Annotated in this window: 29 protein-coding genes and 1 riboswitch; of the genes, 12 read left to right on the top strand and 17 right to left on the bottom strand. The window is 60.1% G+C overall.

From position 1 onward, the window contains the following. Positions 1-20: 20 nt before the first annotated feature. From clcA to RDA78_RS00225, 3 genes are all read right to left on the bottom strand, one after another. Complete coding sequence (gene clcA / locus RDA78_RS00235) at positions 21-1,376, bottom strand: H(+)/Cl(-) exchange transporter ClcA (RefSeq protein ID WP_434053371.1); 1,356 nt, start codon at positions 1,374-1,376, stop codon at positions 21-23. Positions 1,377-1,536: 160 nt separating this feature from the next. After that, positions 1,537-2,274, bottom strand: a complete 738-nt coding sequence (locus RDA78_RS00230; protein ID WP_434053370.1) for a L,D-transpeptidase — start codon at positions 2,272-2,274, stop codon at positions 1,537-1,539. Positions 2,275-2,523: 249 nt separating this feature from the next. After that, the gene (locus RDA78_RS00225) at positions 2,524-3,252 is read right to left on the bottom strand and encodes a DUF2927 domain-containing protein (RefSeq protein ID WP_434053369.1); all 729 of its coding nucleotides are present in this window, start codon (positions 3,250-3,252) and stop codon (positions 2,524-2,526) included. 326 nt (positions 3,253-3,578) lie between these two features. Here RDA78_RS00225 and RDA78_RS00220 point away from each other — a divergent pair, with 326 nt between their 5' ends. The 3 genes from RDA78_RS00220 to RDA78_RS00210 all read left to right on the top strand — a co-directional run bounded on the left by RDA78_RS00220 (position 3,579) and on the right by RDA78_RS00210 (position 6,139). Beyond that, complete coding sequence (locus tag RDA78_RS00220) at positions 3,579-4,286, top strand: protein phosphatase CheZ (RefSeq protein WP_434056079.1); 708 nt, start codon at positions 3,579-3,581, stop codon at positions 4,284-4,286. A gap of 122 nt (positions 4,287-4,408) precedes the next feature. Further along, positions 4,409-5,089, top strand: a complete 681-nt coding sequence (locus tag RDA78_RS00215) for a DNA-3-methyladenine glycosylase I (protein WP_434053368.1) — start codon at positions 4,409-4,411, stop codon at positions 5,087-5,089. A 159-nt stretch (positions 5,090-5,248) separates the two neighbouring features. Further along, a complete protein-coding gene (locus RDA78_RS00210) occupies positions 5,249-6,139 on the top strand; it encodes a DMT family transporter (RefSeq protein WP_434053367.1) in 891 nt (296 codons plus the stop codon). Positions 6,140-6,238: 99 nt separating this feature from the next. On the opposite strand, the gene RDA78_RS00205 is transcribed toward RDA78_RS00210, so the two are convergent. From RDA78_RS00205 to RDA78_RS00185, 5 genes are all read right to left on the bottom strand, one after another. Then, the gene (locus tag RDA78_RS00205) at positions 6,239-7,045 is read right to left on the bottom strand and encodes an MOSC domain-containing protein (protein WP_434053366.1); all 807 of its coding nucleotides are present in this window, start codon (positions 7,043-7,045) and stop codon (positions 6,239-6,241) included. A gap of 179 nt (positions 7,046-7,224) precedes the next feature. Beyond that, the gene (locus tag RDA78_RS00200; protein ID WP_434053365.1) at positions 7,225-7,413 is read right to left on the bottom strand and encodes a hypothetical protein; all 189 of its coding nucleotides are present in this window, start codon (positions 7,411-7,413) and stop codon (positions 7,225-7,227) included. 5 nt (positions 7,414-7,418) lie between these two features. Further along, entirely contained in the window at positions 7,419-9,056 is a 1,638-nt protein-coding gene (locus RDA78_RS00195; RefSeq protein ID WP_434053364.1) for a pyridoxamine 5'-phosphate oxidase family protein, read from the bottom strand. Between the two features lie 68 nt (positions 9,057-9,124). Then, on the bottom strand, positions 9,125-9,751 hold the full coding sequence (locus RDA78_RS00190) for a glutathione S-transferase family protein (protein WP_434053363.1): 627 nt from the start codon (positions 9,749-9,751) through the stop codon (positions 9,125-9,127). A gap of 31 nt (positions 9,752-9,782) precedes the next feature. Further along, positions 9,783-10,259 carry a DUF1348 family protein gene (locus tag RDA78_RS00185; RefSeq protein ID WP_434053362.1) on the bottom strand — a complete coding sequence of 159 codons (477 nt, stop codon included), beginning with the start codon at positions 10,257-10,259 and terminating at the stop codon, positions 9,783-9,785. 134 nt (positions 10,260-10,393) lie between these two features. On the opposite strand from RDA78_RS00185, the gene RDA78_RS00180 reads away from it, so the two are divergent. Continuing rightward, positions 10,394-11,290 carry a LysR family transcriptional regulator gene (locus RDA78_RS00180; RefSeq protein WP_434053361.1) on the top strand — a complete coding sequence of 299 codons (897 nt, stop codon included), beginning with the start codon at positions 10,394-10,396 and terminating at the stop codon, positions 11,288-11,290. Positions 11,291-11,310: 20 nt separating this feature from the next. Here RDA78_RS00180 and hisG read toward each other — a convergent pair whose 3' ends face one another. The 3 genes from hisG to hisS are packed head-to-tail and all read right to left on the bottom strand — an operon-like array spanning position 11,311 to position 14,909. Continuing rightward, the gene (gene hisG / locus RDA78_RS00175) at positions 11,311-12,285 is read right to left on the bottom strand and encodes an ATP phosphoribosyltransferase (protein WP_434053360.1); all 975 of its coding nucleotides are present in this window, start codon (positions 12,283-12,285) and stop codon (positions 11,311-11,313) included. Next, positions 12,282-13,439: an ATP phosphoribosyltransferase regulatory subunit gene (locus tag RDA78_RS00170; protein ID WP_434053359.1), complete on the bottom strand. Its 1,158-nt coding sequence runs from the start codon at positions 13,437-13,439 to the stop codon at positions 12,282-12,284. Before RDA78_RS00170 ends, hisG begins: the two co-directional genes overlap by 4 nt. A gap of 3 nt (positions 13,440-13,442) precedes the next feature. After that, complete coding sequence (gene hisS / locus RDA78_RS00165; protein WP_434053358.1) at positions 13,443-14,909, bottom strand: histidine--tRNA ligase; 1,467 nt, start codon at positions 14,907-14,909, stop codon at positions 13,443-13,445. Positions 14,910-15,333: 424 nt separating this feature from the next. On the opposite strand from hisS, the gene RDA78_RS00160 reads away from it, so the two are divergent. The 4 genes from RDA78_RS00160 to RDA78_RS00145 all read left to right on the top strand — a co-directional run bounded on the left by RDA78_RS00160 (position 15,334) and on the right by RDA78_RS00145 (position 19,762). After that, positions 15,334-16,440 carry a glycosyltransferase gene (locus tag RDA78_RS00160; RefSeq protein ID WP_434056078.1) on the top strand — a complete coding sequence of 369 codons (1,107 nt, stop codon included), beginning with the start codon at positions 15,334-15,336 and terminating at the stop codon, positions 16,438-16,440. Positions 16,441-16,459: 19 nt separating this feature from the next. Beyond that, positions 16,460-17,950, top strand: coding sequence for an ArnT family glycosyltransferase (locus RDA78_RS00155; RefSeq protein ID WP_434053357.1), 1,491 nt, complete (start codon positions 16,460-16,462; stop codon positions 17,948-17,950). 103 nt (positions 17,951-18,053) lie between these two features. After that, positions 18,054-18,851: a ChbG/HpnK family deacetylase gene (locus RDA78_RS00150; RefSeq protein ID WP_434053356.1), complete on the top strand. Its 798-nt coding sequence runs from the start codon at positions 18,054-18,056 to the stop codon at positions 18,849-18,851. 221 nt (positions 18,852-19,072) lie between these two features. After that, the gene (locus tag RDA78_RS00145; RefSeq protein ID WP_434053355.1) at positions 19,073-19,762 is read left to right on the top strand and encodes a Crp/Fnr family transcriptional regulator; all 690 of its coding nucleotides are present in this window, start codon (positions 19,073-19,075) and stop codon (positions 19,760-19,762) included. A 51-nt stretch (positions 19,763-19,813) separates the two neighbouring features. Here the strand turns inward: RDA78_RS00145 and RDA78_RS00140 are convergent, their stop codons facing one another. Continuing rightward, positions 19,814-20,236: an RrF2 family transcriptional regulator gene (locus RDA78_RS00140; RefSeq protein ID WP_434053354.1), complete on the bottom strand. Its 423-nt coding sequence runs from the start codon at positions 20,234-20,236 to the stop codon at positions 19,814-19,816. Between the two features lie 97 nt (positions 20,237-20,333). On the opposite strand from RDA78_RS00140, the gene RDA78_RS00135 reads away from it, so the two are divergent. The 3 genes from RDA78_RS00135 (at position 20,334) to RDA78_RS00125 (ending at position 21,620) form a co-directional block, all read left to right on the top strand. Then, entirely contained in the window at positions 20,334-20,837 is a 504-nt protein-coding gene (locus RDA78_RS00135; RefSeq protein ID WP_434053353.1) for a group III truncated hemoglobin, read from the top strand. Then, on the top strand, positions 20,828-21,049 hold the full coding sequence (locus tag RDA78_RS00130) for a hypothetical protein (protein ID WP_434053352.1): 222 nt from the start codon (positions 20,828-20,830) through the stop codon (positions 21,047-21,049). The genes RDA78_RS00135 and RDA78_RS00130 overlap by 10 nt, the downstream gene beginning before the upstream one ends. 232 nt (positions 21,050-21,281) lie before the next feature. Further along, on the top strand, positions 21,282-21,620 hold the full coding sequence (locus RDA78_RS00125) for an acyl-CoA thioesterase (RefSeq protein WP_434056077.1): 339 nt from the start codon (positions 21,282-21,284) through the stop codon (positions 21,618-21,620). An 18-nt stretch (positions 21,621-21,638) separates the two neighbouring features. On the opposite strand, the gene RDA78_RS00120 is transcribed toward RDA78_RS00125, so the two are convergent. From RDA78_RS00120 to RDA78_RS00100, 5 genes are all read right to left on the bottom strand, one after another. Further along, positions 21,639-21,938 (bottom strand): hypothetical protein, encoded by a 300-nt coding sequence (locus RDA78_RS00120; protein WP_434053351.1) that lies wholly within the window; start codon positions 21,936-21,938, stop codon positions 21,639-21,641. Between the two features lie 29 nt (positions 21,939-21,967). Next, positions 21,968-22,091, bottom strand: a riboswitch (SAM-I-IV-variant riboswitch). Between the two features lie 58 nt (positions 22,092-22,149). Further along, the gene (locus RDA78_RS00115; protein ID WP_434053350.1) at positions 22,150-22,872 is read right to left on the bottom strand and encodes an ABC transporter ATP-binding protein; all 723 of its coding nucleotides are present in this window, start codon (positions 22,870-22,872) and stop codon (positions 22,150-22,152) included. Then, entirely contained in the window at positions 22,869-24,062 is a 1,194-nt protein-coding gene (locus RDA78_RS00110) for an ABC transporter permease (RefSeq protein WP_434056238.1), read from the bottom strand. Before RDA78_RS00110 ends, RDA78_RS00115 begins: the two co-directional genes overlap by 4 nt. A 41-nt stretch (positions 24,063-24,103) precedes the next feature. Continuing rightward, on the bottom strand, positions 24,104-25,117 hold the full coding sequence (locus RDA78_RS00105) for an efflux RND transporter periplasmic adaptor subunit (RefSeq protein ID WP_434053349.1): 1,014 nt from the start codon (positions 25,115-25,117) through the stop codon (positions 24,104-24,106). 97 nt (positions 25,118-25,214) lie between these two features. Then, the gene (locus tag RDA78_RS00100; RefSeq protein ID WP_434053348.1) at positions 25,215-25,427 is read right to left on the bottom strand and encodes a SlyX family protein; all 213 of its coding nucleotides are present in this window, start codon (positions 25,425-25,427) and stop codon (positions 25,215-25,217) included. Between the two features lie 167 nt (positions 25,428-25,594). On the opposite strand from RDA78_RS00100, the gene RDA78_RS00095 reads away from it, so the two are divergent. Next, a complete protein-coding gene (locus RDA78_RS00095; RefSeq protein WP_434053347.1) occupies positions 25,595-26,299 on the top strand; it encodes a glutathione binding-like protein in 705 nt (234 codons plus the stop codon). Positions 26,300-26,310 lie beyond the last annotated feature (11 nt).

Below are 26,310 nucleotides of genomic sequence, written 5' to 3'. Positions count from 1 at the left end.
CGGGGCAGGTCGGGCCGAAGTCAGCTTTCGCGTGTTCCCAGCTGCACCGGCGTCTTGTCCCGTTCGCTATCCTGCGGTTGTCCGGACAGCCGCAATGTACGCTCAAGCAACTCTTCATAGATCGGGCTGCCACCGAGATGATGCGCCGTCAGTGATGCCGTCGTACAGGTGACGAGGACCGGCATGATCAGCGCGTAGGCACCGGTCAGCTCCATGACCAGCACGACTCCGACAAGCGGGGCACGGACGGACGCGGCGAAAAACCCGCCCATCGCAGCAACAGCGCAGGCCGAGCGGAAATCGTCTTCGATCGGCAGCATTTCGACCGATAGCACGCCGAAAGCAAGACCTGCACAGGTCGCAATGGAAAGCATTGGGGCGAAAATGCCGCCCGGCACACCGGACGCATAGGAAAAAAGAACACCGCCGAACCTCAGAAAGGTGAGCAGAAGCAGGGTGAGGACGCCGTAGTTGCTCGAGATGAGATCGTGGACGAGGTCTTCGCCTCCACCGGTCGCGTCCGGAAACGCATTCAGCAGGATGCCGGTAACGGCACCGATCGCCAGAGCAGGCAGCCAGCGCAGACTTTTCGGGATCTTCAGAAAGAGATCCATCACGGTGATCAGCGCCCGGTTGAAGAAAACGCCCAAGGCACCCAGGAAAATGCCCAGGACGGCGAGAAGAACATAGCTCCAAACGGGAAGGTAGTTCACATCGACGACGAGGAGGGGCCCCGTCTGGGTCAGTTGCTCGGTCACGGCTGCGCTGAGGATCGAAGCAATGATGACCGCCATATAGGTCCGGTAGCCGAACGGGAACTGCCGCCGCGTTTCCTCGACGATGAACAAAATGGCGGCGAGCGGCGCGTTGAACGCGGCCGCCAGACCTGCCGCAGCGCCGGCTGCAAGCAGTCCCTTGTGGTCTGCGGAAGACATGTTGTGAGAACGCGAGAGGGCCTCCGCCGTCATCGCACCCATATGGATGGTCGGCCCCTCCCGGCCGAGGACAAGCCCGGACCCCAGAGCGAGCAGCCCTCCGAAAAACTTCGCGATGAGCACCTGCGGCCAGTGCACCGGCCGCTTGTCTTCCATCGCCCCTTCGATTTCCTGGATCCCGCTGCCAGCGGCTTCAGGAGCAACCCGTTGTACAAGCAGAAAGGCAGCGGTTACGCAGGATGCCGAGAGGACGATCGAAACGGCATAGGGAAGGACCCCTCCGCCGAGCGAACTCCTCAATGCACTATATTGGCCAAACAGGAATTCCAATCCCGCGTGGAAGCCGGTCGCCAGTCCGCCGACAAGAAGACCGACCAGTGCGGCCTTGATGAAATAGGCCGTGTCGGAGTTTGCGGAGAAGATGTCGGAGCGCCGGGTCATACCCATTGGACCTGGAAAAAATGAGAGCGGGGATTCGCTCGGTCACACGGACAAACTGCAGAGAAACAGGCCTTTGTGCAAGGCGCAGCTTCCTCCGGGAAGCAAAACGCACGGACAAGCCGTGCGTTTACAGTTCGGTTTGGGACACTGAGTCCGTACCTTAAAGAACATAGACCCTGGTGCCGACTCCGACGCGCTGGTACAGGTCCATGACATCTTCGTTGCGCATGCGGATGCAGCCCGACGAAACGGCGTGCCCGATGGTCCAGGGCTGGTTGGAGCCATGGATGCGGTAGAGGGTCGATCCGAGATAGAGCGCGCGTGCGCCAAGCGGGTTCTCCGGTCCGCCGGCCATGAAGGCGGGAAGCTCAGGTCGGCGCTTGCGCATCGCCGCAGGCGGACGCCAGTCCGGCCACTCCGCTTTCCGTGTAATCCGGTGCGATCCGGCCCACTCAAAGCCCGGCTTTCCGACGCCCACTCCGTAACGGCGCGCGGTGCCATCCGACTGAACGAGATAGAGGAAACGGGCATTGGTATCGATCACGATCGTGCCGGGTTTGTGCTTGCCGTTGTAGTCGACGATTGTCGGCAGGAACTGGGGCGCGATCTGCCGCGTCTGCCGTTTCGGCTGCGGGCGCGCCGGTTCCATCCGGCGCGACCACCAGTTGGCGCGGCGGACCTGCGGCTGCTGAACCTGGCGGCGCTGGACAGGGGCAGCGCGTCTGACGGCACCCGGCTGCAACTGCATCATCCACGGTTCGGTGAGATTGGGGCTGAGAACCAGCGGCGGTGGGGCAACCTGCCCGGCAGAGGCAGGACCTGAGAAAAACGCGGTGCCGGCAAGGACGGCTCCGGCAAGCAACAAGACGTTCAGCGAACGTTTCTTTGAAAAGAACATGGCGGCACTCTTTACTCAACTTCGACCACGTCCACCGGCAATTTCAACGGACCGGTTAACGAACTGGCAAGGATGATACGGATGCAAGTTCTTTCAAAAGTGAATCCCGAAGTGAGAAATTCGGTAAATGTTTCTTATGGTTATTCAAGTCTTGAGAAACAGGATTAACGGAACCTGCGCGTCGTGCCCATGTCCGGCAGCGTGCCCAACTGGGCTACTGAAATCCTTGTTGTTTTCGAAGATCGTTGGTTAACGCACGCGCCTGCGCGCATCGCGGGCCACCAGCGGCAGGATCGGCTTTGTCTGCTTCATCGACATCCCCGGCTGGATGCGCGGGTCGTAGAGCATGTTCAAAATGATCTGGTCGAAGATCGTGAAACGGCTGTGCCGCGATGCATCGTTAAAGACGGAATGCGTCAGATCGCGGTTGTCGTTCATGGGTCCGAGGCCCTGTAGGATCTCTTCAACAAGGCAGCGGTTGAACAGGAACTCTCCCTCGTCGGAAACGATCACAGCAGCGGATCTCTTGATCCCGTTGCGCCCGGACACGACACGAACGAGGCACCGGCCCGGGACCTTGGCCCGGTCGTTCTTGTAAATGTCGCGCTGAACAACGGGCACATATTGGGCACGATCAACCACGAAGACTTCGAAGTTAGCGGCAGCAGGGTCGTTGGTGATGCGGGTCTTGAGCCCGCCGATGCGCCGATCGATCTCGCGCACGAACCGGTGCACGACGCGGGTCCGGTCGCGGCGTGAAAGACTGTGAACATAGAATGTAACCGGCTGCGTGAATTTTTTCACCAGATAGGGACGCCAGCTCCAGCTGCGGTACTCCAGCCCGAAGACGGTTTTCTCAAACCCCTTCAGGATTTCCTCGGTTGAAAATGAATCGTTTGCGGCGCGAACCGGCCCGGCCGCGACGAGCGCCGGCATAAGCAGACTGAGCAACAGAGCGGGCAGATTTCGTATACGCATACTCTTCATATATTTCAGAACGCCTTTTACAGCCATACAAGTTCACCGGTTTCACGGCATTCGTGATCAGTTTACGTCCGATCACAGATCTGTGGCTCCAAGTCTTCGCAGAAAAAGATAACCAAACCGTTTGGGAAAAACACATGAGACGGGGAACTAAATGCGGCCCGACCTTTGTAAATTTCAGCAGGTACGGCAAAAACATTTCCTTAAACTTCCCCTGCTATCAATCGGCTAACGGGTACTTAAATGCGCCAGTGGGGCAAGGGACGGGAGTTGGCATGGCCGCGGTGAAGAGATCCTTTCGGGCGGAAAGCTTGATACGTATGAATTCCGGGGTCGACAACGATCCCGTCTTCGCCGAAGAACGTCGGCACCAGGAAGTGCTGTCGGAAATCAGCAGTCTCAGATCTCTTATCAGGCAGGGAGGAGCCGCTCAGGAAAACGCGCTCAGCCCGGAAGAGATGGGCGAAAAGTTCATGTCCGAATTCCGCAAGGAACTGTCGGAGGCGGCGAAACTGAAAGTCGAGCTGGACGCAATTTACGAAGCGATCGCGCAGACAAAGAAGGAAATCGCCACCCTGCACCACACGACAGGGTCAAAGGGCGAGGAAATGACCCGCGTGACCAACGAGCTTGACGCGGTTGTCGACGGGACCGAAGGCGCAACGGAAACGATTCTTGCAGCCGCGGAATTCATCGACGAAACCGCAAACACCCTGTCTGCCCGGGTTAGCCGCGAAGACTCCGAGCTGGCAAACGATATCCAGGACAAGGTGGTCCAGATCTTCGAGGCCTGCAACTTCCAGGATCTCACCGGCCAGCGCATCACCAAGGTGGTCGGGACGTTGCGTTTCGTGGAAGACAGGATCATGCAGATGATGGACATCTGGGGTGGCATCGAGACATTCAAGGATATCTCCGTCGACGAGCGCGAAAGCAAGGAAGGCGATGCGGCTCTCCTCAACGGCCCGGCGCTGGAAAGCGACACGGATGTCGCCACTCAGGACGACATCGACGCCCTGTTTGCGTGACCCTGAAACAAAATGCAGATCCAAAGCCCGGCTCATGCCGGGCTTTTTTGTGCCTTGCGCGACTTGAATGTCGGCAGTCGAGCCGCTAGAAAAAAGAACAAATAGTGAATATCAGGTGGGGCATGACCGATCAGACTGCGGGCAAAGGCGCGAAACCAGAGCGCGATCCGGTGACGGGACTTCTCAAGGGGGAGGACGGCAAGGACCGCTGCTGGTGGCATGGTGGTCTTGACGACTATCTTCACTACCATGACACCGAATGGGGCTGGCCCGTCGACGATGACCGCCGCCTGTTTGAAAAGGTCTGTCTCGAAGGGTTCCAGTCCGGCCTTTCCTGGCTGACGATCCTCAGAAAGCGCGAAGGGTTTCGGGCTGCCTTCGCCAATTTCGAGTTCGACAAGGTCGCGGCCTTCACCGGGGACGACGTCGAACGCTGCCTTGCCGACGCCGGCATCGTGCGCCACCGCAAGAAGATCGAATCGACCATCAACAACGCCAACCGCGCTCTGGAACTGCACAAGGAATTCGGCTCGTTGGCCGCGTATTTCTGGTCTTTCGAGCCGAAGACTGAAAACCGTCCGCCGAAAATTGATTTCGACACGGCACGGACGCTCGGAAAGACCGCTGAAAGCACGGCCCTGTCCAAGGACTTGAAAAAACGCGGCTGGAGTTTTGTCGGTCCAACGACGGTATACGCCTTCATGCAGTCGATGGGCATGGTCAATGACCACCTCGAAGGGTGCTGTTGCCGCGAACCTGTTGAAGATGCGCGGAACGCGTTTGTGAGGCCGGTGCCCAGGTAGGAAGCCGGGTGTGCAAACCGTTGGGCGCCTTCAGCGGTTTTCCAAAGACGGCGCATCTTCTCGCTTGACCGCACGGGATATTTGCCCCACGGGTCGGAAGAAGACTGCCCGGCGGACCGATTGGTTGCCACACGGCTGAAACCCGCCCTTGGAGGCTCCTTGACCACGACAATTGCAACGGACCGGAAGGCAAACCTTGCCGGCAGTCTCTGGATGATCCTGTCCATGGCGGCCTTTGCCGTTGAAGACGTCTTCGTCAAGGCAGCTGCGAGCGTGCTTCCAATCGGCCAGATCCTGTTTCTCTTCGGTGTCGGCGGCATGATTGTTTTTGCGGCCGTTGCGCTTTGGAACAGAGAGCCCCTGTTCGTCCGCGATGTCGTCTCCCGGCCGATGCTTGTCAGGGCGGGATTCGAGATCACCGGGCGCTTGTTCTACGTGCTTGCCGTCGCTCTTATCCCCCTGTCTGCAGCCACCGTCATTCTCCAGGCGACCCCGATTGTGGTCGTCGCGGGAGCGGTTCTGGTGTTCAACGAAAAAGTCGGCTGGCGCAGATGGCTTGCGATCCTGATCGGGCTCGCCGGCGTCATCGTCGTTGTCCGGCCCGGAACGGACGGGTTCTCACCGCTCTCGCTTCTCGCCGTTGTTGGAATGATCGGTTTTGCCGGCCGTGATCTCGCCAGCCGGATTGCGCCGGCCACGATCGGAACCGTGCTGCTGGGCTTTTACGGCTTCCTGTCCGTCGTCATTGCAGGTGTCGTCTATACGCTGGTCCAAGGCGAAGCATTTGTTTCTCTGGAGCCCGTGCTGTCTGCATTGCTGCTCGGAGCTGTCCTTTCCGGTGTCGCGGCCTATGCCTTCCTGATGAAGGCAATGCGGACCGGAGAAGTATCCGCCGTAACCCCGTTCAGATATTCGCGCCTGCTTTTCGGAATTGCCCTCGGCGTATTTGTCTTCGGCGAACAGCTCAGTTTCGAGATGCTTGTCGGCTCAGGACTGATCGTCGTCTCGGGCCTGTTCATCCTGTGGCGGGGTCAGCAGCAGCGCGCGTGAAACTGACGTCATTTCTGAGCCATCAAGGCTTCTCAACGAGTGGCAGCGCCTGCAGGGCAAGGTGACCTGCAATTCCTTGTGGGAAATCGGAACGGCGTCTCAAAACAATCCCTGGTTGACCTCAGGGTTCAGTGTTCCATCCTGACCCACACGGATCTGGCCGCCGGCTTCAACCTCCACATAGACACCCATGTCCAGGTGCCCGAGTTCCTTGCGCAGCAGGTAGGGCACTTTCAGATCCCTTTCAGCAGTCACAGGGTTCACCTCTGTGGCAGCGCAGCGTCTGGTGCGCGACAGGATGCGCAGCCGCACATCACCGAATGCCAGCACCTGGCCGACGGCATCGAGTTCGGAAAAGGGAGGCAGGCCGTCGATCTCGATATTCGCCCGAAAGCGGCCCGGATGAACCTCGGTGCCCAGACGCTCTCCAAAAGCATTCACCGACGCAAGGTTCAAGACGGAAATCGCATTCATCATCTGGGGGGAGACGACAGAGACATCCGTGAATCGGTGCGGAGCCGAGGATACGAAAACGGGCGGTTCGGGATCGCCCAGGCTCAAGACATCGTGCAGGAAGCGGGCCGCGTCGCTGCGGCCGTCCGAACCGGTCATGTCGAACCGGTGCGCTTCTCCTTTAACGTTGATTTCGAGCACTTGACCATCGGGGCTGAAGCGCGTTTTCAATCCCGCGAGCGCGGCCTCTTTCACCAGCACGACAAACCGTTCCTTCGGCAACGGCTCGGGGTTTTCCGGGTCAAAGCCGGAATCGTATCGCGCAAAACCGTAGAGACGATCACCCGGAATGCCTTCCCCTTTTTCGAGCGTCACCGAAGTGAGCGGCTCGGCGCTCATGCCCTTGACCGGGAAACGGTTCAGGCGGGATATCGTTACGGGAAACTCGGTCATGGACTGTCTCGGTTTCGTTTTCTCAAACGGGAAGCGGCTCCGGGGCGCGCTGTCGACGGGCGGTACGACGCGGCATGAAACACCGGATGCGTCCCGCGATCAATCGGCTGTCCGGTCCCAAGGCGGATTGTCCCCGCGCGAAAGGCCTGCGATCCAGACACAGTGACCGTGTGCGATCGTCAATCAAGATCCCAGAGATCGTCTCCGCAGGCATCTGTTGCCCATGCCCTTTGCCTCAAGGCCTGCAGTTCGTCCGACAGGCGTTGGATTTCCCGTTCCCGCTCCACAAGCATGTTCTCCAGCAGCCTGATCCTGTCTGTCAGCGATACGGCCTCTGCGTGTGTCGCGGCGATTCCGTATCCTTTCATGGTGCTCACCCGGTCGGTCCGAATGTCTCGAAGTGGATATGGTCGGCCAGCACGCCAGCAGCTTCGAGGCCGTTCCGGACATCCGACAGAAAGGCAGCCGGACCACAAAGCATGTATCTTGCCTCCGGGCCGGTATCGAGCGCGAGCAGTCTCTCGGCGGTCACACGGCCCTTTGCGTCATAGTCCTTGCCGGGCAAATCGGAATCGTCCGGCCGGCTGTAAAAGATTTTCTTCCGCAAATGGTCATTGGCGGCGACCAGCCGATCGGCCTCCTCGCGCAACGCGTGATCGCGGCCGTTTCGCGTGCCGTGCACATACCAGACAGGGCGGTTTCGCCGCTGAACGCTTGCGTGCAGCATCGACAGCATCGGCGTCAGCCCCACACCTGCGCTGACCAGCACCAAAGGGCAGTCGTCACAGGGAATGACAAAGTCACCCGATGGCTGGCGCGCAGCGATCAGGCCGCCGGCATGCAGGTGCTCGTGCAGGTATCGCGATACCAGCCCCTTGTCTTCGCGCTTGACGCTCAGCCGGTACCGTGCCGTGTCGGCAGGGGAACCCGACAGCGAGTAGCTGCGCCTGGAAGGCCCGGACTGTCCGGGTATCCGGATTTCGACCAGCAGATGCTGCCCCGGAGCAAACGGCTCCAGGGGGCGTCCGTCGGCAGGTTCAAGGTAAAAGGACGTAACGGTCGGCGTTTCCTCAACGCGCTCCGCCAGCCGCAAGGGCCGCGACAGGTGGTCCTGTTTCGTCCAGCGCAATCCGACAGCGCCCGGACGGTCGAGGACTGCATCGACCTTCACGTCGATGAAGCGCCAGGCGTCCTGGTCGTGCGCATCCTTCGGATCCCAATCGATCGTGGCATGCCCGGTAAGATGCAACAGCCCTCCGGTTTCGAAATCCACGAACAGAAGACCAATGCGCGGGTTCGACAGGATATTGCCGATCGTGTTGAAGAAGTTGTTTCCCGCATAGTCGGGTATCCGAAGGTGCGTCCCGTCCACCACCCGCACGAAACCGGGGGCACCGCCGCGATGGGAGGCGTCGTAGCCATTTGACGCGGCGCCGTCTTCTCCCTGATGACCTGATCCGATGAACAGCGTGTCGGCTGAAGCAATCCTGGCGATCTGGTCCTCGCTCAAGGAGGTGCTGCGAGCCGCTTCAACGGCATTGGGTTTCGGAACCCGCGACCATGCGCGTTCGTGGATATACTGCGGACAGTTGCCGAAGGTCTGGCGGATATCGATTGTGTAACCGTCCGTGCCTGTGCTTACCCGCCCGCTGAAGCGATTGCGTCGACGGGTGGCAAGCTCGATCCCCAGCACGCCGATGTCGGAACCTTTCCTGAAGGCTCCGGCAAGCGGATCGCTGACCTCCAGCTCGGTTGCCAGAGTGATCCGGCGCGGATCGGGTGACGCCGCAAACCCTTCCGGGCCGTCGACGATAGTGATCCAGGTTCGACCGTCGTCATCACCCCCGGCAACCACCAGGAACGGCTGCGATGTATGGAACTGGCGATGCTGCTCGGGCAGGTAGTCGCGGATGAAGCCGCCGGCCCATTTGGCGACATCGCCGACACCAGCGCGTGCCTGGGCTTCCAGTTCTCCGGAGTGAAACGGGTTGTTCGCGAGCGACGTCAGCATCTTGATGTTCCTTTGTCGGGAGAGCAGCAGCGCCGGAGAGAAGGGGCACCGGCGCGCCGTCGCGGTTCCTAGGCGAGTTCGGGTATTGGCGACCTTGCCATGCCGACGAAACCGGTCTGGTTTTCAACCCGTCCGAGCCAGGCGCGGATGTTCGGGTAGGGAGCAAGGTCGATGCCGCCTTCCGGCGCGTGGGCGATGTAGCTGAAGCCCGCGACATCGGCGACGGTGATCTTGCCGGTTGCGAGCCAGTCGCGATCCGCAAGATGCGCGTCCATGACCTTGAAGAGGTCGTGTGCCTTTTTCACGGCTGCCTTGTGGTCGAGCGGTACATTGAACACCTTCACCAGCCGCGCGGCGCACGGTCCGGCATAGATGTTGTCGGCGGCAACCGTCAGCCAGCGCTGCACTTCGGCGGCTTCCTTCGGGTCGTCAGGGAGCCAGTCCGATCCCTTGGCATATGTCTGCACCAGATAGATGAGAATGGCATTGCTGTCGGCAAGCGTGTAGCCGCCATCGTTAATTGCGGGCACCAGGCCGAACGGGCTGATCTTCAGAAAGTCCGGTGCCTTGTGCGCCCCGTTCGCCATGTCGAGATCGATGGCCTCGTAGGGAAGGCCCAGAAGCGACAGCATCAGTTCAGCCCGGTGGCAGTGGCCGGACTTGGCATTTCGGTAGAGCTTGATTGGTGTGGTCATGGGATCGTCTTTCCTTGCTGGTTTGGAGGGATCAGAAACCGAAGTCGCTCAGTCCCGCGTGCTCGTCGGGACGCCGGCCGAGCGGCCAGCGGAACTTCCGGTCGTCTTCCCGGATCGGTTTCTCATTAATGCTGGCGTGGCGGTGAGCCATGAAACCGTTCTCGTCGAACTCCCAGTTCTCGTTGCCATAGGCACGGAACCAGTTGCCGCTGTCGTCGTGATACTCGTAGGCATAGCGCACGGCGATGCGATTGCCGGAGAAGGCCCAGAGTTCCTTGATCAGCCGGTAGTCGAGTTCCTTGTCCCATTTGCGGGTCAGGAAGTCCTCGATCTCCTTTCGGCCCTTCGGAAACTCTGATCTGTTGCGCCACTTGCTGTCAGGCGTATAGGCCAGCGCCACCTTGGCCGGATCGCGGGAGTTCCAGCCGTCTTCGGCAAGGCGGACCTTTTGACGTGCGGTTTCTTCCGTGAAGGGAGGCAAGGGGTGGCGGGGTGCTTTGTGTGTCATGTGTCGTCCAAGCTGGTTTGGGCCGAAACCCGGTGCCATTCGATGGAGACACATGTAGCGCCATTGAAGTTTTGAAAGAATAATGGAAAAGTGAAAGTTATTATTACAAATTATGAAATTAACGGGAGGTCCTCTTGGACAGATTGCAGGCGCTGGAAGTCTTCGTGGCCGTTGCCGAAGCGGAGAGCTTCGCAGCAGGTGCCCGGCAAATGAGCATCAGCGCCCCTTCGGCGACGCGTGCGGTCAACGAACTGGAGGAGCGTCTCGGCGCGCGCCTGTTCACCCGCACCACGCGGGTGGTACGGCTCACGGATGTCGGGCGCACCTATCTGGAGGAGGTGCGCGGATTTCTGGCGGATCTGAGCGCGGCGAACGAGGCGGTGTCAGGTGCGGTCGGGAGACCAAAGGGGTACCTGCGGGTAACGTCGCCGGTCGAATTCGGCCGCATCTATGTCGCCCCGATTGTCGCGGAATATCTCGACAGGTTCCCCGGTGTGTCCGCAAGCATGCTGATGGTCGACCGGATCGTGAACCTGGCCGAGGAGGGCCTGGACGTTGGCGTACGCATCGGCCCTCTCTCGGCATCGGGTCTGATGGCGGTCAAGGTCGGCAGCGTGCGCCGCGTCGTTTGCGGATCGCCCGACTATTTCAAGGAGCATGGTGTGCCACGGTCACCGGAAGACGTGACGGGTCACAAGATCGTCGCCGCCGCCACGGTAACGCCCGGAAACGAATGGCGTTTCGGGAAGGAGCAGGACAGGATCGTCAAGGTCTATCCGAGACTGTCGGTGACGAGCGTCGCGACCGCGACCTCATTGGCGCGGTCCGGCTGGGGTCTGACCCGGGCCCTGTCGTACCAGGTCGGGCCGGATCTGCAGTCCGGCACGTTGCAGGCTGTGCTTGAGGAGTTTGAGCCGGAACCCTTGCCGGTTCACCTCGTGCATTACGAGGGACGGCGCGTTTCGGTCAAGGTGCGCAGCTTTCTGGATATGGCACGCGACCGGCTCAGGCAGTCGACAGTCCTGAACTGACACGAACCTGCACGGGCTGATCAGTCTTCGGCGCCGACCTTTTGGCTGAGCGGAGCAAATAGCGGGTTCTCTCTTGAGAAAACATAGTCCAGTGTTTCGACCGTGACCGTTTCGGCGCCTTCGTCAATCAGAAGCTTGGCGCAGTGCGCGACCGCGTCCGCGGGACAGAGCACATTGACCCGGTTGAGGCTGTCGCTTTCCGAAAATCGCTGGATTGCGCCGACCTTGCTGACCGAGCGCAACGCCTGCGTCCGGTCGTCGACCACTGCCTTCACCAGTTTGACGTTCCGCGCAGCCTCTTCCGCCGACACCCTGTCAAGGATCGCCCGCGCGCCGTTAAGGGCGGTCGCGGACCAGTCTGCGTTCAGCGACGCGACCAGATTGGCCTGGCTTCTCAGCATCACGCCATCGGTCAGGATCTTGAGATTATTGGCGTGAAGGGTCGAGCCCGTCGTCGTGATATCGACGATAAGTTCGGCGGCACCGGCAGCGGGTGCGCCTTCCGTTGCCCCGGCGCTTTCAACAATCCGGTAGTCAGCGATCCCGTGGCGGGCGAAGAAGCCCCGCGTGAGATTGACATATTTGGTCGCAACGCGCAGGCGCCGGCCGTGGCGGCCGCGGAAATCGGAGGCGACATCGCCGAGGTCGGACATGGTTTCCACATCGATCCAGGCTTTCGGAACGGCGACGACCACATCTGCCGGGCCGAAGCCGAGCGGCGTGACGACATGGACCGTTGCCCCCGGATCCGCGATGTTTTCCTCAACCAGATCGAGGCCGGTTACGCCGAAATGGACCGAGCCGTCTGCAAGTTCCCGCGCGATCTCCGATGCGGACAGGAACGCGATTTCGACGCTGGGCAATCCCTTGATCGCCCCGCGATAATTCCTGGCACCGCCCGGCTGGAGAACCTGCAGGCCGGCCCGCGCGAAAAACGCATGGGTGTTTTCCTGCAGGCGGCCCTTGGACGGTATGGCGATGATCAGCTTACTCATGAGTCAGTCCCGATAGTCGCTGCGATGCGGTCGAGCCACATGGAAAAGCCGATCGCCGGTACGTTGGCACCGGCACCCAGAAGCGTCAGCAACCTGTCATACCGTCCGCCGCCGACTAGCGGTCCGGCAGTTTCACCGGAGGCAGGATGGATCTCGAAGACGAAGCCCGAGTAGTAGTCGAGACGGCGGCCGAATTCCGCCGCGAATGAAAGGTCCGCGGGCGCGATCCCCTTGGCTTCCAGTGCGGCAAGACGTTGTTCGAACGCTGCGATCGGAACCGCAAGGTCAAGATCATGCGCCGAACTGAAGGCACGCAGGGACGGAACTGCCTCGGCACCGTCCGCCTTCAGCGCAAGATAGGCACGAAGCGATGCCGCTGCCTTTTCATGACCTCGCCCGGCACTGGTCAGCGCCGCCTGTTCGAGGAACCGGTCGGCAATTTCGCTTGGTGTCCGTCCGCCGACGGCCGAAATGCCGGCGATGGACAAAAGGTCCTCAACGACCGCATGGGCCGCCTCCGGATCGGCACCCTCGAGTGCGGACAGGAAGCCGAGACGGACATCGCGGCGGTCATCTTCAGCCCTGCTGGCTCCGGCCATGCGGTCGATGGCTGCCATCAGCTTGTCGGTCTCTCCGAAGAGATCGCGCAACCGCCGTTGCCAGACGCTCGGCAGGCCAAGTTCGGTCAGAACAGCTGCAAACAGGGTTTCATCGCCGATACGGATGTGAGCTTGCCCGACACCGAAGGCCCCCAGTGCACGCACGGAAAGCGCGAGCAGATCCGCGTCTGCGTTTGCAATGTCCGTGCGTCCGAGGCTTTCTGCACCCAGTTGCGGGATCTCGCCGAGCCCGTCCGGGCGCTGGCGGAAAACCGGACCGTTGTAACAATAGGCGGCCGGAAGGTTTTCTCCGCCGGAAGAGACATGATGACGGCAAACCGGAATGGTGAAATCCGGCCGAAGGCAGAGATCCGTGCCGGCACTGCCCTGGGTCAGGTAAAGACGGCGCCGGATGTCCTCGCCCGTCAGGTCGAGAAAAACATCCGCCGGCTGCAGGATGGGCGGGTTGACGAACACATGTCCTGAGTCCTTGAAAAGGGTCAGAACCGCTTCGATCCTGGCCGGGTCCAGCCCGGATGTCTGAGCCGCCGTCATGTTTCAGCCCTCGCTTTGGCGCCTGCGGTCGTCGGCCTGACCGGCCAGAATGCCGCGCACGGTTTCGATCAGGTTCGCTTCCTTGATCGTGATCTGCGCCGGACGGCTTTCGCGCCAGGTGATGTTGTCGGAGATTTCAGCAGACAGGCGCTTGCCTTCGATCAGATCCTTCACCTGAAGTTCGCCGGCCTCGCGCTCATCCGACCCTTGAATGATGGCGACCGGGCAATTGCGACGGTCGGCATATTTCAGCTGGTTACCGAACTTCTTCCAGTTGGCCTGGTACATTTCCGCCCGTATGCCCGCGCTTCTGAGATCCTGAACCATTTTCTGGTAGCGCCCGAGTGCCTCGACATCGCCGTCCATAACGGTGACCAGCACCGGCGCGACGACGTCTGACGTTCCAAGCTTGCCAAGGTTCTTCAGCGCAGTCATCAGGCGCGAGACGCCGATCGAGAAGCCCGTTGCCGGAACATCGCGTCCGGTAAATCGCTTGACCAGACCGTCATATCGCCCGCCGCCGCCGACGGAACCGAACTGGACGACTTCGCCCTTTTCGTTGGTGACGTCGAAGAGCAGCTCGGCTTCGTAGACAGGGCCGGTGTAATATTCGAGGCCGCGCACGACGGAAGGATCGATCTTGATCCGATCGTCGCCATAGCCGCAGGCCTTGAACATGGCGGCCATCGTGTTCAGTTCCGTGATGCCCTCGTTTTCCAGCGACCCCGTGCCGGAAACAAAATCCGCGATCGTGTCGATGGCGGAGGCTCCCAAACCCGCACCCTTTGTGAAGTCGCCACTGTCATCCTTGCGGCCTTCGCCGAGCAGGAGACGGACGCCTTCAATGCCGAACTTGTCGAGCTTGTCGATCGCGCGCAGAACGGTCAGGCGGCGCTCGACATTTTCCTCGCCGCCGAGCCCTATACTTTCCAGAACGCCGTCGAGAACCTTGCGGTTGTTGACCCGGATGACATACTGGCCACGTGGAATGCCGAGCGCTTCCATCGTGTCGGCCATCATCATGCACATTTCCGCGTCCGCCTGAACGCCGGGGCCACCGACGGTATCCGCATCAAACTGCATGAATTGGCGGAACCGGCCCGGTCCGGGCTTCTCATTCCGGAAAACCCATCCGGCTCGATAGGTGCGGTAGGGCAGCTGGATGTCGTTGATGTTTTCAGAAACATGACGGGCAAGCGGCGCGGTCAGATCGTAGCGCAGGCTCATCCATTGCTCGTCGTCGTCCTGGACCGAGAACACCCCGGCATTCGGCCGGTCGGTGTCCGGCAGGAACTTGCCGAGGCAATCTGTGTATTCGAAGGCTGGCGTTTCGACCGGGTCGAAGCCATATTGCTCGTAGACCGCGCGGATCTTGCCGATCATTTCATCCGTCGCGCGGATGTCATCGGCAGAGCGGTCGACGAAGCCTCGCGGCAGGCGGGCCTTCAGTTTGTTCGGTTTTTTGGCCATGAAGTCGTCAGATCCCGGCGAGTTCCCGGCCGGCAAAGACCGCAAAGCGGACGCCAGCCTCAAATAAGTTGCGGTTGTCCTAGACGAAACGGCAGGTGAGGGCAAGGCGGAGCACAAACGTGGCGGGGACCGGTTGCGCCGAACGGGCGGATCGAAAAGCCCGATGTGTCCGCATCAGCCATCTTTGCATCACACTTGCCCGTCAAAGAGGCTGTCAGACGAAACGTCGTTCGGCAAACAGGCGCGGAAAGACGGACCGCGGGCAGGCTGAGGCACGTCTTTGCTTGTATTTAACACCTGCCGGGCTATGGTCCGCGCAAATTCTGAAAGATGTGAGCCCTCAAAGTCCCTACGATGGACTGTGAACGGGCGACAAGGTTGAAACATGGACGGCGCAGCCAGCATTGCACACGGTACGGATGAAATGAGCTGGGACGAATCCCGGCGAGTTGCCGAGTTGAGCGTTGTTATGCCCAGCTTCAATGAAGCGGAGAACATTCCGCCCCTGATTGAACTGCTAGACAAGGCCTTGTCCGGGATTGCGTGGGAAGCCATTGTTGTCGATGACAACTCTCCTGATGGAACGACGGAGGTGGCGCGCGGCCTGGCCGCCGCTGATCCGCGGGTCAGGGTCATCCGCCGCATCGGACGCAGGGGCCTTTCGGGCGCCTGCATCGAAGGCATCCTGTCCTCGTCCGCGCCTTTCGTTGCCGTCATGGACGCCGATCTGCAACATGACGAGACATTGCTGCCGACGATGCTTGAGGCAATCAGGAAGGATGAGACGGATCTCGTCGTGGCGAGCCGGAAGGTCGAGGGCGGAACGGTCGGCGAGGGACTTTCCAAGATACGCGCCTGGGGGTCGAATATCGCCAACGGCCTCGCGCAAAAATTGCTGAATGTTACTTTGACCGACCCGATGAGCGGGTTTTTCATGGTGCGCCGGGAAAAAGCGGAAGCTCTGGCACCTCGATTGTCGCCGCAGGGTTTCAAGATCCTGCTTGATCTCGTCTCCAGCGCAAACGGGTCGCTGAAAATCAGGGAACTTCCGTTCACCTTCCGCGAACGCCAGCATGGCGAAAGCAAGCTCGACACCCTGGTGACGCTCGATTATTTCGGCCTCCTGCTGGCCAAGTATTTCGGCGATATCGTCTCTGTCCGCTTCCTAATGTTCGGCCTCGTCGGGGCGAGCGGGTTGTTCGTTCACCTCGTCGCCTTGCGGTTCTTCCTTCTGGGTGGGCTGGAGTTCAATCTTGCGCAGACAGCCGCGTCTTTCGTCGCCATGACATCCAACTTCTTCCTCAACAATCAACTGACCTATCGGGATCGCCGCCTGCGCGGTTTCAGGGCGCTGATCGGTCTGGTGACATTCTATGCAGTGTGTTCTGTCGGGGTGCTGGCAAATGTCGGTGTCGCGAACCTGATCTATGCAGACCCGGCCTATTGGTGGGTTGCAGGAACGGCCGGTGCGGTCATGGGGGCGGTCTGGAACTACGCCGCCAGCTCGGCATTGACCTGGCGTCGTTCTTAAAGAGCGGGCTGAAACACAAGTGGCACAGACCTCGGATCTGCCGTTCTGGCTTCGGCCGACAGGGCTAGTAGTTGTTGTCGGTCTCCTGACCGCGCTGAAGCTCTTTGCCGCGGCCAATGCCTATATCGTGGAAGACGAAGCCTATTATCGCATCTGGGGCCTTTATCCGGCTCTGAGCTATTACGACCACCCGCCGATGATCGGTTGGTGGATCACGGCCGGGCAGGTTCTCTTCGGCGACACCGTTTTCGGCCTGCGTGCAATTGTTGTCCTCTCGGGTGTGATCGGCTCACTCGCGCTGTGGCGCACCGCAAGGATCCTGTTCGATGCACGGACAGCCGGCTGGGCCGTGCTTTTTCTCAACACCAGCCTGATGATCGGGATCGGCGGGATACTGGCGACACCGGATGCACCTTCCGTTGTCTTCTGGGGGCTGACCTTCTGGGCGCTGGCCGAACTGACCGTGTCGAAGAACCCGAACTGGTGGCTTGTGGTCGGCTTGATGGCCGGTCTTGGCCTTCTTTCCAAGTATTCGCTGCTGTTTCTGGGCGCGGGGATCGTGCTTTGGCTCCTGTGGGTTCCGGACGCCCGGCGCTGGTGGACGTCCTGGCAGCTCTGGGCGGGCGGCGCACTTGCGCTTCTGTGTTTTTCACCGGTGCTTTACTGGAACCATGCCCATGAGTGGGCAAGCTTCTACAAGCAGTTCGGCCGCGCCGGCAGCAGCGGATACACGGCAAAATACATCTTCGAGTTTCTGGGTGCTCTTGTCGGACTTTTGAACCCGCTGATCGCGCTCCTTGCCGCTGGCGGCGCAGCGATCCTCTTCAAGGCCTTGCGGGCGCGCGACAGCGCTGCGTCCCTGGTTCTGCTGACCGCATTGCCCTTCCTTTGTTATCTCCTTTATCACTCTCTTCATTCGCGCGTTCAGGCCAACTGGCCGGCCCCGCTCTTTCCGGCTTTCGCCATCATGGCAGCGGTCTTTGTGGCGTCCCTTGGGTCAGATCGGACAATCTGGCGCAAGGCGGCGATGGCGGGCATCGCCGTCGGCGTGCTGGTCGCTGCTCTGGTCCAGTTTCATGCCGTTTATCCGATCACGGGGCAACTTGCGCGCAAGGATCCGACCTTCCAACTGCGCGGATGGCAGGAGATTGGCGCGTCTTTGAATGAGCTGGCCGAGCAGGAACGGGCCGCCTTTCTGCTGACCACCAGCTACGGCCTGAACGGACAGGCCGATTTTCTGATGAAGGACCGGTTGCCTGTCTTCCAGACAACGGAACGCATCCGCTACATCATGATGCCGGACCCGGACGAAACGCTGTTTGAAAAGCCGGGCCTCTACATCACCGAAAAACGACGCAACAAGGCAGGCGATCTGGAACGGGCATTTGACACGGTTGAAGAACTTGCCGTCCTCGAGCGCAAGGTCAAAGGCGTTCCGCTTGAAGAACTCGTCGTCTACAGGGTCGAGGGACTGAAAGGTCTCGTCTTCGAGCCTCTTTCGGTCCGGTGATCGGAGGAAATCAGGCGTTTCTGCGGGAGTTGAGGCTTGCATTGCCGCCACGAATGCCTCAGGGAAAGAGGCAGAACTCCGATTCACCTGCCTGTCTGACTTGATGAAGCGAATTACACTCGGTGCACTGGATTACGGTCTCGCCTTTGGCGTTGATCGCGCGCTGCGCGATCTTGCCGAAAACGGGCGGCTGAGCGCGCTCGGGGCCCTGGTAGCCACCGAACTCTGGCCACGGGAATTCCGGCCTCTTCAGGAAGTTGCTGAAGGGGTTGGACAGCGAACGCTGTTCGGGATAACCCTTGCCTTCAGCGGCGACCGGGTCATGCCGGTCAGCTCCCGAATGCAGGAGATTTACGGCGGTCGGATGTTCACACGCGAGAAGCTGAATAGGCGCGCCTTTTTCCGGCTCTTGCCGGACGAACTGCTGATGGATGAAGCGGTTGCCCAACTGGCGCGGTACAGTGTCTTGATGCAACGACCGCCCGATTTCGTGGCTGTGCGCGAGGGTCTCCTTGCACGCACGTCTCTTGCACGTATCATTTTTAAGGCTGTGCAACGCTCCGATTTCGAGAAGGCGCCACTTGTGATTTCTCCGCTTCAATCGGGATTGAAGACGTTGCGTTTGTCGCGGCTGGCAAAGAGCCACGGGCTGCAGGTCCTGCCCAGTTCCGAACCGCTTCCGCCGACCGCCGATACCGAAGAACTGCAGCAGCTTCTGCTCAATCATTTCGATGGCATGAGCGACCGGAGTTTCGTCGCCGCCATTCCCGGAAAGTCGGATGACCGGCTGATGCGAGAGGAACCGCGGAAAAAAATTGCCGTGCGTGAGTGCCAGTATGAAGTCCTGAAAAGTGATCGTTTTTTTCAGACCCTTGATCGCAAGAACATCTTTTTGCGTTGAGAAATTACGGATTTCCTGCGGTTTTTTTACCGTTTGAACGAAAAAACGGCCCTGCGGGGAACAGAGCCGTTTTTCGTGGAGGTCAGGAAGGGGGGAGGGGCGGCCCCTCTTCCATGACTCTGATATAGGTATTTTTTTCTTGAACGCACGTGATGGAAATCACAGGATTGCGCGTGGCCTTAAATTTTTTGTGTCGTGAAGATCCTTGGCAGGGGGCAGGTGTGGCAGAAATAAAAGACTTTTTGAAGAACAGCTTCTCCCTGGAAGGGCTGGAGCCGGAGCTTGCCGTCGGGCTGTCCCGTCTCGCCAGGCCGATGAAGTTGGCAGCCGGTACGATTCTGTTCGAGAACGGGGATCCCGGAAACGGTTGCTACGCCGTTCTGGAAGGGTCGTTGAAGGTGTCTCTCCTGTCCGTGGAAGGCGACGAGCAGTTACTCGCGGTTCTTGGGCCGGGCGATTTGGTCGGCGAACTGGCGCTGCTTGACGGTCGTCCGCGTTCTGCAACGGTCAGCGCCCTAAAGGAAGCAAACCTTGCCTTCATCGACAAGGCGGCATTCCAGCGCTTTTCCGACGATAACCCCGCTGTTTACCGGCATATGCTGTCGATTGTCGGCAAGCGCCTGCGGCATGCCAATGACGTTCTCGCGGCACGGTCCTTCCTGCCATTGCCCGGCCGGGTCGCCCAGACCCTGCTGCAGCTGTCTGAAACCTTCGGCAAGAAGCTCGACGACGGCAGAACGCTCATTCACTACAAGCTCAGCCAGGCGGATATTGCCAACATGGCGGGTGCGGCGCGTGAAAATGTCAGCCGCGTCCTCAATGACTGGAAACGCTCCGGGACGATCAGCCGGATCTCCGGCTATTATTGCCTGGAAGACATGGACTTCCTGGAACAGGCCTCGACGCTGTAATCAAGGCACGCAGCCGGCGGCGCATGGCCGGCCGGAGAGATCGCCTCGACATTATTCAGGTGAAACGACCCGTTGCGTCCCCGCCAGGATCGTTCCAAGTGTCTGCGTGTTGAGGCTGTCGAGAAAGGCCTCCGCGGCGCTTGCCATGGCGCCCTTCAATGCACAGCGCGGCAGGAACGCACAAACGGCGGCTTCTGGCTTGAGGCAGGCCACGACCCCGAGGTCGGGTTCGATCAGCCGGACCACATCGCCGAGCCGGATGTCCTCCGGCGACTGGCCGAGACGGATGCCGCCGCCGCGGCCACGGGTGGTCTCCAGGTAACCGGCCCGCGCGAGCTGGGCGACGATCTTCATGACATGCGACTTGGCCAGTCCGAGCTTCGTGCTCAGACCGTCGACGGTCTGTGGGCTCTCCGTCTGTCCGGTCGCCATCAGGATTCTCAAGGCAAAATCGCTGGCTTGACTGAGGCGCATGGCAGGGTCCCATAAAACATTCATGTGAGATGTTGATTTTAGTGGCTGTCTGTGTCATTTAAAAGATGCATTTTAAATGAATGTTATGGAGAAGGCTATGGACGCGCAGAATTCCCATGCTGACAAATACAGGTTACGGCTGCGCCGGAACGCCGGAACGGACGATCATCTGCGCCGCTACGAGGCCGTTGACGGCCAGGCTATCCATGTAATGGTGCATACGTTTTACGGCTGTCTTCGTGAACACCCGCGCCTTGGTCCTATCTTCAACGGTCGGCTTGACGGCAAGTGGGAAGAGCATTTGCCGAAGATGGAGGCTTTCTGGCAATCCGTTCTCTTGAAGAAAGGGGCATACAAGGGCAAGCCGGTTCCGGCACATCTGAAACTGAAGGAAGTCGTCAGTTCCGATTATGGCGACTGGCTGTCCGTCTTCCGCCCGGTCGTGCGCGAGTTGTTCGTGCCCGACCTTGCCGATGAGATAATCGCAGTCGCGGAGCGGATCGCACAAAGCCTCTGGCTCGCCACGTTCGGCCATGCCGGGTCCTCGCCGCCGCCGGAACTCACCTCTCAAAAATCCGAATGGAGTGGATCATGCTGGTAGCGATCGTCCTTGTTGCAGAAGTTTTCGTGGTCGCCTGGTTCGCGATTTTCTCGCTCATGCTTTTGTCCATGTATCTGGATTCGAGGCAGATGCCGGTCCCGAAGCTCGATGTCGCCGGACGCTCCTTGATCGGGAGCGCAAAACTCGCCTTTGTCACGGGGCTCGTCGCGCTCGGCGCGCTGACGGTCTTTGAAATGCCAGTCTTCGGTTAGAAGGAAAAACATATGACCTTGTCCAAACTCATGCCGCGTGGCCTGCCGATCCTGCTGATCTGGGTCGCGGCCCCGCTTCCCCTGTGGATCATGGCGATCCTGATGCTGGTGATCTGACAGGAAACCCTTGTGATCTGCCCTGCTGCCGTTAGTCTTTTCCCGAAACTGAACGGAGGGGCGCGGCGTGAGCGACGAAAATGAAAAACCCAGTGGTGAACTGACGCTGCGAACCATGGCGATGCCGGCGGACACCAATGCGGCGGGCGACATTTTCGGTGGCTGGGTCCTGTCGCAGATGGACCTAGCAGGCGGCATTGCCGCCGGTCAGCGCGCATCGGCACGGGTCGTCACCATTGCCGTCGACGGCATGAAGTTCATCAGGCCGGTGCATGTCGGCGATGTCCTGTGCGTCTATACGGACATCATACGGGTCGGCAAAACATCCATGGAAATCAAGCTGGAGGCCTGGGCCCTGCGGCACCGCTTCGGTAGCCGCGAGAAGGTGACCGAAGCACAGTTCACTTTTGTCTGTGTGGATGATGACGGGCGTCCGATACCGGTACCGAAGTAAGTTACCGACGCCGGCAAGTCACCCCCGGCGGTTCAGGATATCGGCGAAGAGGTCCTCGTCGACAGCGCAGGTGCACCCGTTCGCCCAGAGCCTGAGCAGGTCTTTCAGGCGCTGCACGCACTGTTCCCGCGACAGCGGCGCTTTGTGCCGCGGCAGTCCGCCCAGAACACGCAGGCTCCTGATGCGCATCATCACGCAGTTCTCGGCTGCCTCTTGCCACACAGCCAGATCGGCGTGCGAGGTATGCGCCGCCTGATGGTCTTCGATGAGAACTGCCGCGCGTCCCGCGATAGGCTCCTGGTACAAAAAATCCTCCATCGGTTTCCCGAGGAGGACTGGCGCATGCAATCAAACCGCTTCGTTGCCGGCTGGCCTCTTTGAGGTTCCAGACGACCGCATCCCTGTTGCGGAAACCACCTTGCCCGGTATGGCAGGTTGGCGAGGGCGCCAGCCCTTCTCTTGATGATGGCGCGGTTATGACATGAGACCGAAGCCTTGGCAAGCCGAACTGGAAAAGTTGATGTTCGCGTCAGGACTGGATCCGGTCATAGTCGATCCGGCCATCCACCAGGTGAACTCGGCGTTGCATGCGTGCGGCGAGATCCATGTCGTGCGTGACGGCGACCACGGTTGTCTTCTGGGTTTCCACGATGGCCTGAAGGCTCTCGAACACCTGTTCGGTTGCAGCCGAATCGAGACTGCCGGTCGGTTCATCCGCCAGGATCAGGTCCGGGGTATTTGCGAGCGCGCGCGCAACGGCAACGCGCTGACGCTGTCCGCCGGAAAGCTGCGCTGGCCGGCGGTGCAGAAAGTCTTCCAGGCCCAGATCCACAAGCAGACCGGTCGCGTGCTCAAGCTGGTCGCTTGCGGAAAGCTGCCCGAGTTTTTGCATGGGGATCATGATGTTCTCCAGCGCCGTGAACTCCGGCAGGAGAAAGTGGAACTGGAAAACGAAACCGATCTTCTCAAGGCGCATCGACGCCATTTCGCCCGGGGACAGATCCGCGGTTCCGCATCCTTCGATCAGCACTTCGCCGGATGTCGGCCTGTCGAGCAGGCCAAGCAGGTAGAGCAGTGACGACTTCCCGGAGCCCGAGGGGCCGGTGATGGCGACAAACTCCGACGTCCCGACGCTGAAATCGACATCCTGAACGAGCGTGACCGGAACCACCGCCGGCAGGATGCGGGTGAGCTTGCGTGTCTGAAGAAGCGGCTCCGCATCTGGCTCTATTTGAGGTTGGACCGCACTCATGTCGCCCCCCGGATAATGTCGACGGGATTGAGTTTCGCGGCTTTCCTGGCCGGAATGAGCCCGGCGATCCCGGAAGAGAACAGCGCGAGAAGGCAGGCTAGGACGTAATGCACATAGGAGAAATGAATCGGCAGCCGGGTCATCTCTATGTCGGTCGTGACCTCGAACTTGACCGTTGCGAGATAACTTGACAGCCCGAACCCGAGCAGGCACCCGGCCATTGCCCCGAGAATACCGATCACCAGTCCCTCAAGAACGAAAATCTGCTGGATGTCGGTTTCGGGAAACCCGAGGGATTTCAGGATGGCGATGTCGCGGGCCTTTTCGTGCACAATCGTGGAGACGATATTGAAGATACCGAAGCCGGCAACCACGAGAATGGCGCCGACAACCGTGTACATGATCGCATTGCGCACGACGAAGGCTTCCATGAGACCTTCATTGGCCTCTTCCCAGGATACGGCCTTGTAGCCCAGCTGACGCTCGGCGCGCGCCGCGATCCCGGTCGCTTCGTTGATGTCGCCCAGCCTGATCGAAATGCTGTTGATGATGTCCGGTTTCTCCAGAAGGATCTGCACCGCCTTGAGCGGTGCATAGGCCAGACCCTCGTCGCTCGTGGTGATGCCCGTATGGAACAGGCCGACGATCTTGAAGCGTTTCGCGATCCCGTTCGCCGAGGTCAGCGTCACCGTATCGCCGAGTTCAGCACCAAGACGCTCAGCGGCCTTGCGGCCGATCACCAACCCGTTCGCAGTCGAGTCGAGAGCTTCGAAACTGCCGGTGCGCATGTCTTCTCTGATTTTTGAAACCTTCAGTTCGCGCTTCGGCACCACGCCGACGAGCGTCATGCCGATATCCTGTCCGCTGTAGCGCAGGACGGACTGTCCGCTCAGCCGTTGCGCAAAGTCACCGTCGATCCACTCGCGCAGCGAAGCGATCGCTTCCGTCGGATTGCGGATCCCGCGCAAGTCCTCCAGCGGCCTGAGCCCGTGGAAGGCGACCGCGTCGTAAATCGCTGTCGCAGGCTGTTCGGCCGGATTGCGTTTTTCATCCAGTATCTCGACATGCGGAATGGCTTCGATCAGGGTCGTCATGAAATCTCTTTGGGACCCCTCCATGAGACTGGCCATGGCGACCGAAAATCCGACACCGAGCGCGACACCGAGGGTGGATACGATAGTTTGCCGCATGCGGTTGCGCACGTGTGTCGAAGCGATCCGGAGAAGCAGCACTAGCTTTCTCCCTGGGTGATTGCCGTGACCTTGTCTCCTTCCGAAAGATCCTCCCGGAACGGCAAAACCACCCGGTCTTGAGCGTCGATACCATCCAGCACTTCGACCGTTCTCGTGCCGCGAATGCCCGTCTTCACGCGCGCCAGCGAAATCCGGTCTTTCTCTCCCAAAATCTGCAGCACCGAACCGTCAAAGGCCGCAAGCGGAAGCAGCAGAGCATCCTCCTTTTCAGTGGTGACAATGTTGATTTCCGTGGTCATCCCGATCCGCAGCGGCGTGTCGCGGGGAAGTTCGAGATAGACGCGGTAGTTTTTGAGAACGGGATCGCCCTTCGGCGTGATGCTTGCGACCGTTGCCGTGAGCATATCGTTGGGGAACGCGTCGGAGCGAATGAGGGCCTTGTGGCCTTTGCGGACCTTCGGAATGTCTTCTTCGTTCACTTCCGCGACCAGCTGCAGCGGCACCGGCTGGCCGATCCAGAAAAGGATTTCGCCCGGTTCCGCGACTTCACCGACGGACCCGTCCTGACGAAGCACGACGCCGTCCATGGGAGCGGTAATCTGGTAGTCCCGAAGCCGTTCCTTCTGTGCCGCGATCATCGCGTTGATGCGGATGACCTCGTTCTGTGCCTTGTCGTAGACCTGCTGGCTGACGACGCGCCGGTCCAGCAGTTGCATGGCGCGCTCCCGGTCCGATTGGGCAAGCTCGCGGCGTGCTTCCAGTTCCGCGAGCGTTGCGCGGGCATCACCGCTGTCCAGCTCCGCAAGCTGGTCGCCCTGGCGAACCTCGGCGCCTTCGCAGCCGCAGAGCAAAATGATCCGCTCACGAATGATGCTGGTGACCTTGGCCCACCGGACCGGCTCCACCACCGCGGTCGCGTACACCACCTCAGCAGCGCTTCCACGGTGGGGCTGCACAACGTTGACCTCCGGCGGACGGCCGACCCACCAATATGCGGCCGCGATTGCGGCAGCGAACGTGAAAAACAAGACTGGATAACGAACGGAACGCATGGAGCACCTGAATGTGACACCCCAAGCCTAACGAGCCCAGTCCAGGCGTCCATGTCATGGATCAATTCCGTGAGACAGTCTGTGCCGTACCCTGGCCTCAATAGTGCGGCGGCTTCTCCACATGGTGCGAGGGGAGAACCTGCTCAGCCAATTCCTCGACCTGATCGGTCATCTTGTCCAGGAGACGTGTCAGCCGATCAATCTGCTTGCCCTGTTCCACTACCACGCCGTTGAGCTCCTCGATCGTCCGGCCGGCATGCGCCAGGTCGATTTCAAGCTGCTCGATCCGTTCTTCATGGTCCTGTGGCATGGAAGATCCCCTGTCTTGTGTCGGGCGCCGGTGATACAGGCCGAAATCACTTCGGAAAACAATTTTATTCATCGCAACTTGCCGATGGGTTTAATCGCGCGCCGTGAGTGCTATATGAGCATCGAGATCCCTGCGTGACCAGCAGGGGCACAACGAAAGAGATTTTCATGACCGCCTTGTCCGATTTCCCGATCACAAAGAAATGGCCAGCAACGCACCCGGAGCGCCTCCAGCTCTATTCGCTGCCGACGCCGAACGGGATCAAGGTCTCGGCCATGCTTGAAGAAACCGGCTTGCCGTATGAACCGCACAAGGTCGACTTCGGTACGAACGATCAACTCACCCCGGAATTCCTGTCGCTCAATCCCAATAACAAGATCCCCGCGATCATCGATCCGGACGGCCCGGGCGGCAAACCGCTGGCATTGTGGGAGTCCGGCGCGATCCTGATTTACCTTGCCGAAAAAACCGGGCAACTGATCCCGTCAGATCCGGGTGAAAAATATCAGGCGATCCAGTGGGTGATGTGGCAGATGGGCGGTTTCGGCCCGATGACCGGACAGCTCGGTTTCTTTCACAAGTTTGCCGGACGTGAATATGAAGATCGCCGTCCGTTCGAACGGTACCGCGACGAGGTCAAGCGCTTGCTGAAAGTGCTCGACCAGCAGCTTGAAGGCCGAGACTACATCATGGGCGACCAGTTCACGATCGCCGATATCACGTCCTGGCCCTGGGCGCGCAATATCAACGGATTTTACGAGGCGGCGGACGTCGTCGGCTACCATGATTTCACCAACGTTGTCAGGTGGGTCGACACCTGCATGGCGCGCCCGGCAAGCCAGAAGGCGATCAACATCCCGGCCCGCGATTAGAACCGGCGGTC

Source organism: Roseibium sp. (assembly GCF_051016195.1).
Lineage (GTDB): Bacteria > Pseudomonadota > Alphaproteobacteria > Rhizobiales > Stappiaceae > Roseibium.
The sequence above is the reverse complement of the archived record's forward strand: the minus strand, read 5'-3'. Positions and strand labels throughout refer to the sequence as shown.

Excerpts from the sequence above, each read along its gene's own strand:
- clcA (WP_434053371.1), bottom strand. The coding sequence starts at position 1,376 with ATGACCCGGCGCTCCGACATCTTCTCCGCAAACTCCGACACGGCCTAT.
- RDA78_RS00230 (WP_434053370.1), bottom strand. The coding sequence starts at position 2,274 with ATGTTCTTTTCAAAGAAACGTTCGCTGAACGTCTTGTTGCTTGCCGGA.
- RDA78_RS00225 (WP_434053369.1), bottom strand. The coding sequence starts at position 3,252 with ATGCGTATACGAAATCTGCCCGCTCTGTTGCTCAGTCTGCTTATGCCG.
- RDA78_RS00220 (WP_434056079.1), top strand. The coding sequence starts at position 3,579 with ATGAATTCCGGGGTCGACAACGATCCCGTCTTCGCCGAAGAACGTCGG.
- RDA78_RS00215 (WP_434053368.1), top strand. The coding sequence starts at position 4,409 with ATGACCGATCAGACTGCGGGCAAAGGCGCGAAACCAGAGCGCGATCCG.
- RDA78_RS00205 (WP_434053366.1), bottom strand. The coding sequence starts at position 7,045 with ATGACCGAGTTTCCCGTAACGATATCCCGCCTGAACCGTTTCCCGGTC.
- RDA78_RS00200 (WP_434053365.1), bottom strand. The coding sequence starts at position 7,413 with ATGAAAGGATACGGAATCGCCGCGACACACGCAGAGGCCGTATCGCTG.
- RDA78_RS00195 (WP_434053364.1), bottom strand. The coding sequence starts at position 9,056 with ATGCTGACGTCGCTCGCGAACAACCCGTTTCACTCCGGAGAACTGGAA.
- RDA78_RS00190 (WP_434053363.1), bottom strand. The coding sequence starts at position 9,751 with ATGACCACACCAATCAAGCTCTACCGAAATGCCAAGTCCGGCCACTGC.
- RDA78_RS00185 (WP_434053362.1), bottom strand. The coding sequence starts at position 10,259 with ATGACACACAAAGCACCCCGCCACCCCTTGCCTCCCTTCACGGAAGAA.
- hisG (WP_434053360.1), bottom strand. The coding sequence starts at position 12,285 with ATGAGTAAGCTGATCATCGCCATACCGTCCAAGGGCCGCCTGCAGGAA.
- RDA78_RS00170 (WP_434053359.1), bottom strand. The coding sequence starts at position 13,439 with ATGACGGCGGCTCAGACATCCGGGCTGGACCCGGCCAGGATCGAAGCG.
- hisS (WP_434053358.1), bottom strand. The coding sequence starts at position 14,909 with ATGGCCAAAAAACCGAACAAACTGAAGGCCCGCCTGCCGCGAGGCTTC.
- RDA78_RS00160 (WP_434056078.1), top strand. The coding sequence starts at position 15,334 with ATGAGCTGGGACGAATCCCGGCGAGTTGCCGAGTTGAGCGTTGTTATG.
- RDA78_RS00150 (WP_434053356.1), top strand. The coding sequence starts at position 18,054 with ATGAAGCGAATTACACTCGGTGCACTGGATTACGGTCTCGCCTTTGGC.
- RDA78_RS00140 (WP_434053354.1), bottom strand. The coding sequence starts at position 20,236 with ATGCGCCTCAGTCAAGCCAGCGATTTTGCCTTGAGAATCCTGATGGCG.
- RDA78_RS00135 (WP_434053353.1), top strand. The coding sequence starts at position 20,334 with ATGGACGCGCAGAATTCCCATGCTGACAAATACAGGTTACGGCTGCGC.
- RDA78_RS00130 (WP_434053352.1), top strand. The coding sequence starts at position 20,828 with ATGCTGGTAGCGATCGTCCTTGTTGCAGAAGTTTTCGTGGTCGCCTGG.
- RDA78_RS00125 (WP_434056077.1), top strand. The coding sequence starts at position 21,282 with ATGGCGATGCCGGCGGACACCAATGCGGCGGGCGACATTTTCGGTGGC.
- RDA78_RS00120 (WP_434053351.1), bottom strand. The coding sequence starts at position 21,938 with ATGGAGGATTTTTTGTACCAGGAGCCTATCGCGGGACGCGCGGCAGTT.
- RDA78_RS00115 (WP_434053350.1), bottom strand. The coding sequence starts at position 22,872 with ATGAGTGCGGTCCAACCTCAAATAGAGCCAGATGCGGAGCCGCTTCTT.
- RDA78_RS00110 (WP_434056238.1), bottom strand. The coding sequence starts at position 24,062 with ATGCGGCAAACTATCGTATCCACCCTCGGTGTCGCGCTCGGTGTCGGA.
- RDA78_RS00105 (WP_434053349.1), bottom strand. The coding sequence starts at position 25,117 with ATGCGTTCCGTTCGTTATCCAGTCTTGTTTTTCACGTTCGCTGCCGCA.
- RDA78_RS00100 (WP_434053348.1), bottom strand. The coding sequence starts at position 25,427 with ATGCCACAGGACCATGAAGAACGGATCGAGCAGCTTGAAATCGACCTG.
- RDA78_RS00095 (WP_434053347.1), top strand. The coding sequence starts at position 25,595 with ATGACCGCCTTGTCCGATTTCCCGATCACAAAGAAATGGCCAGCAACG.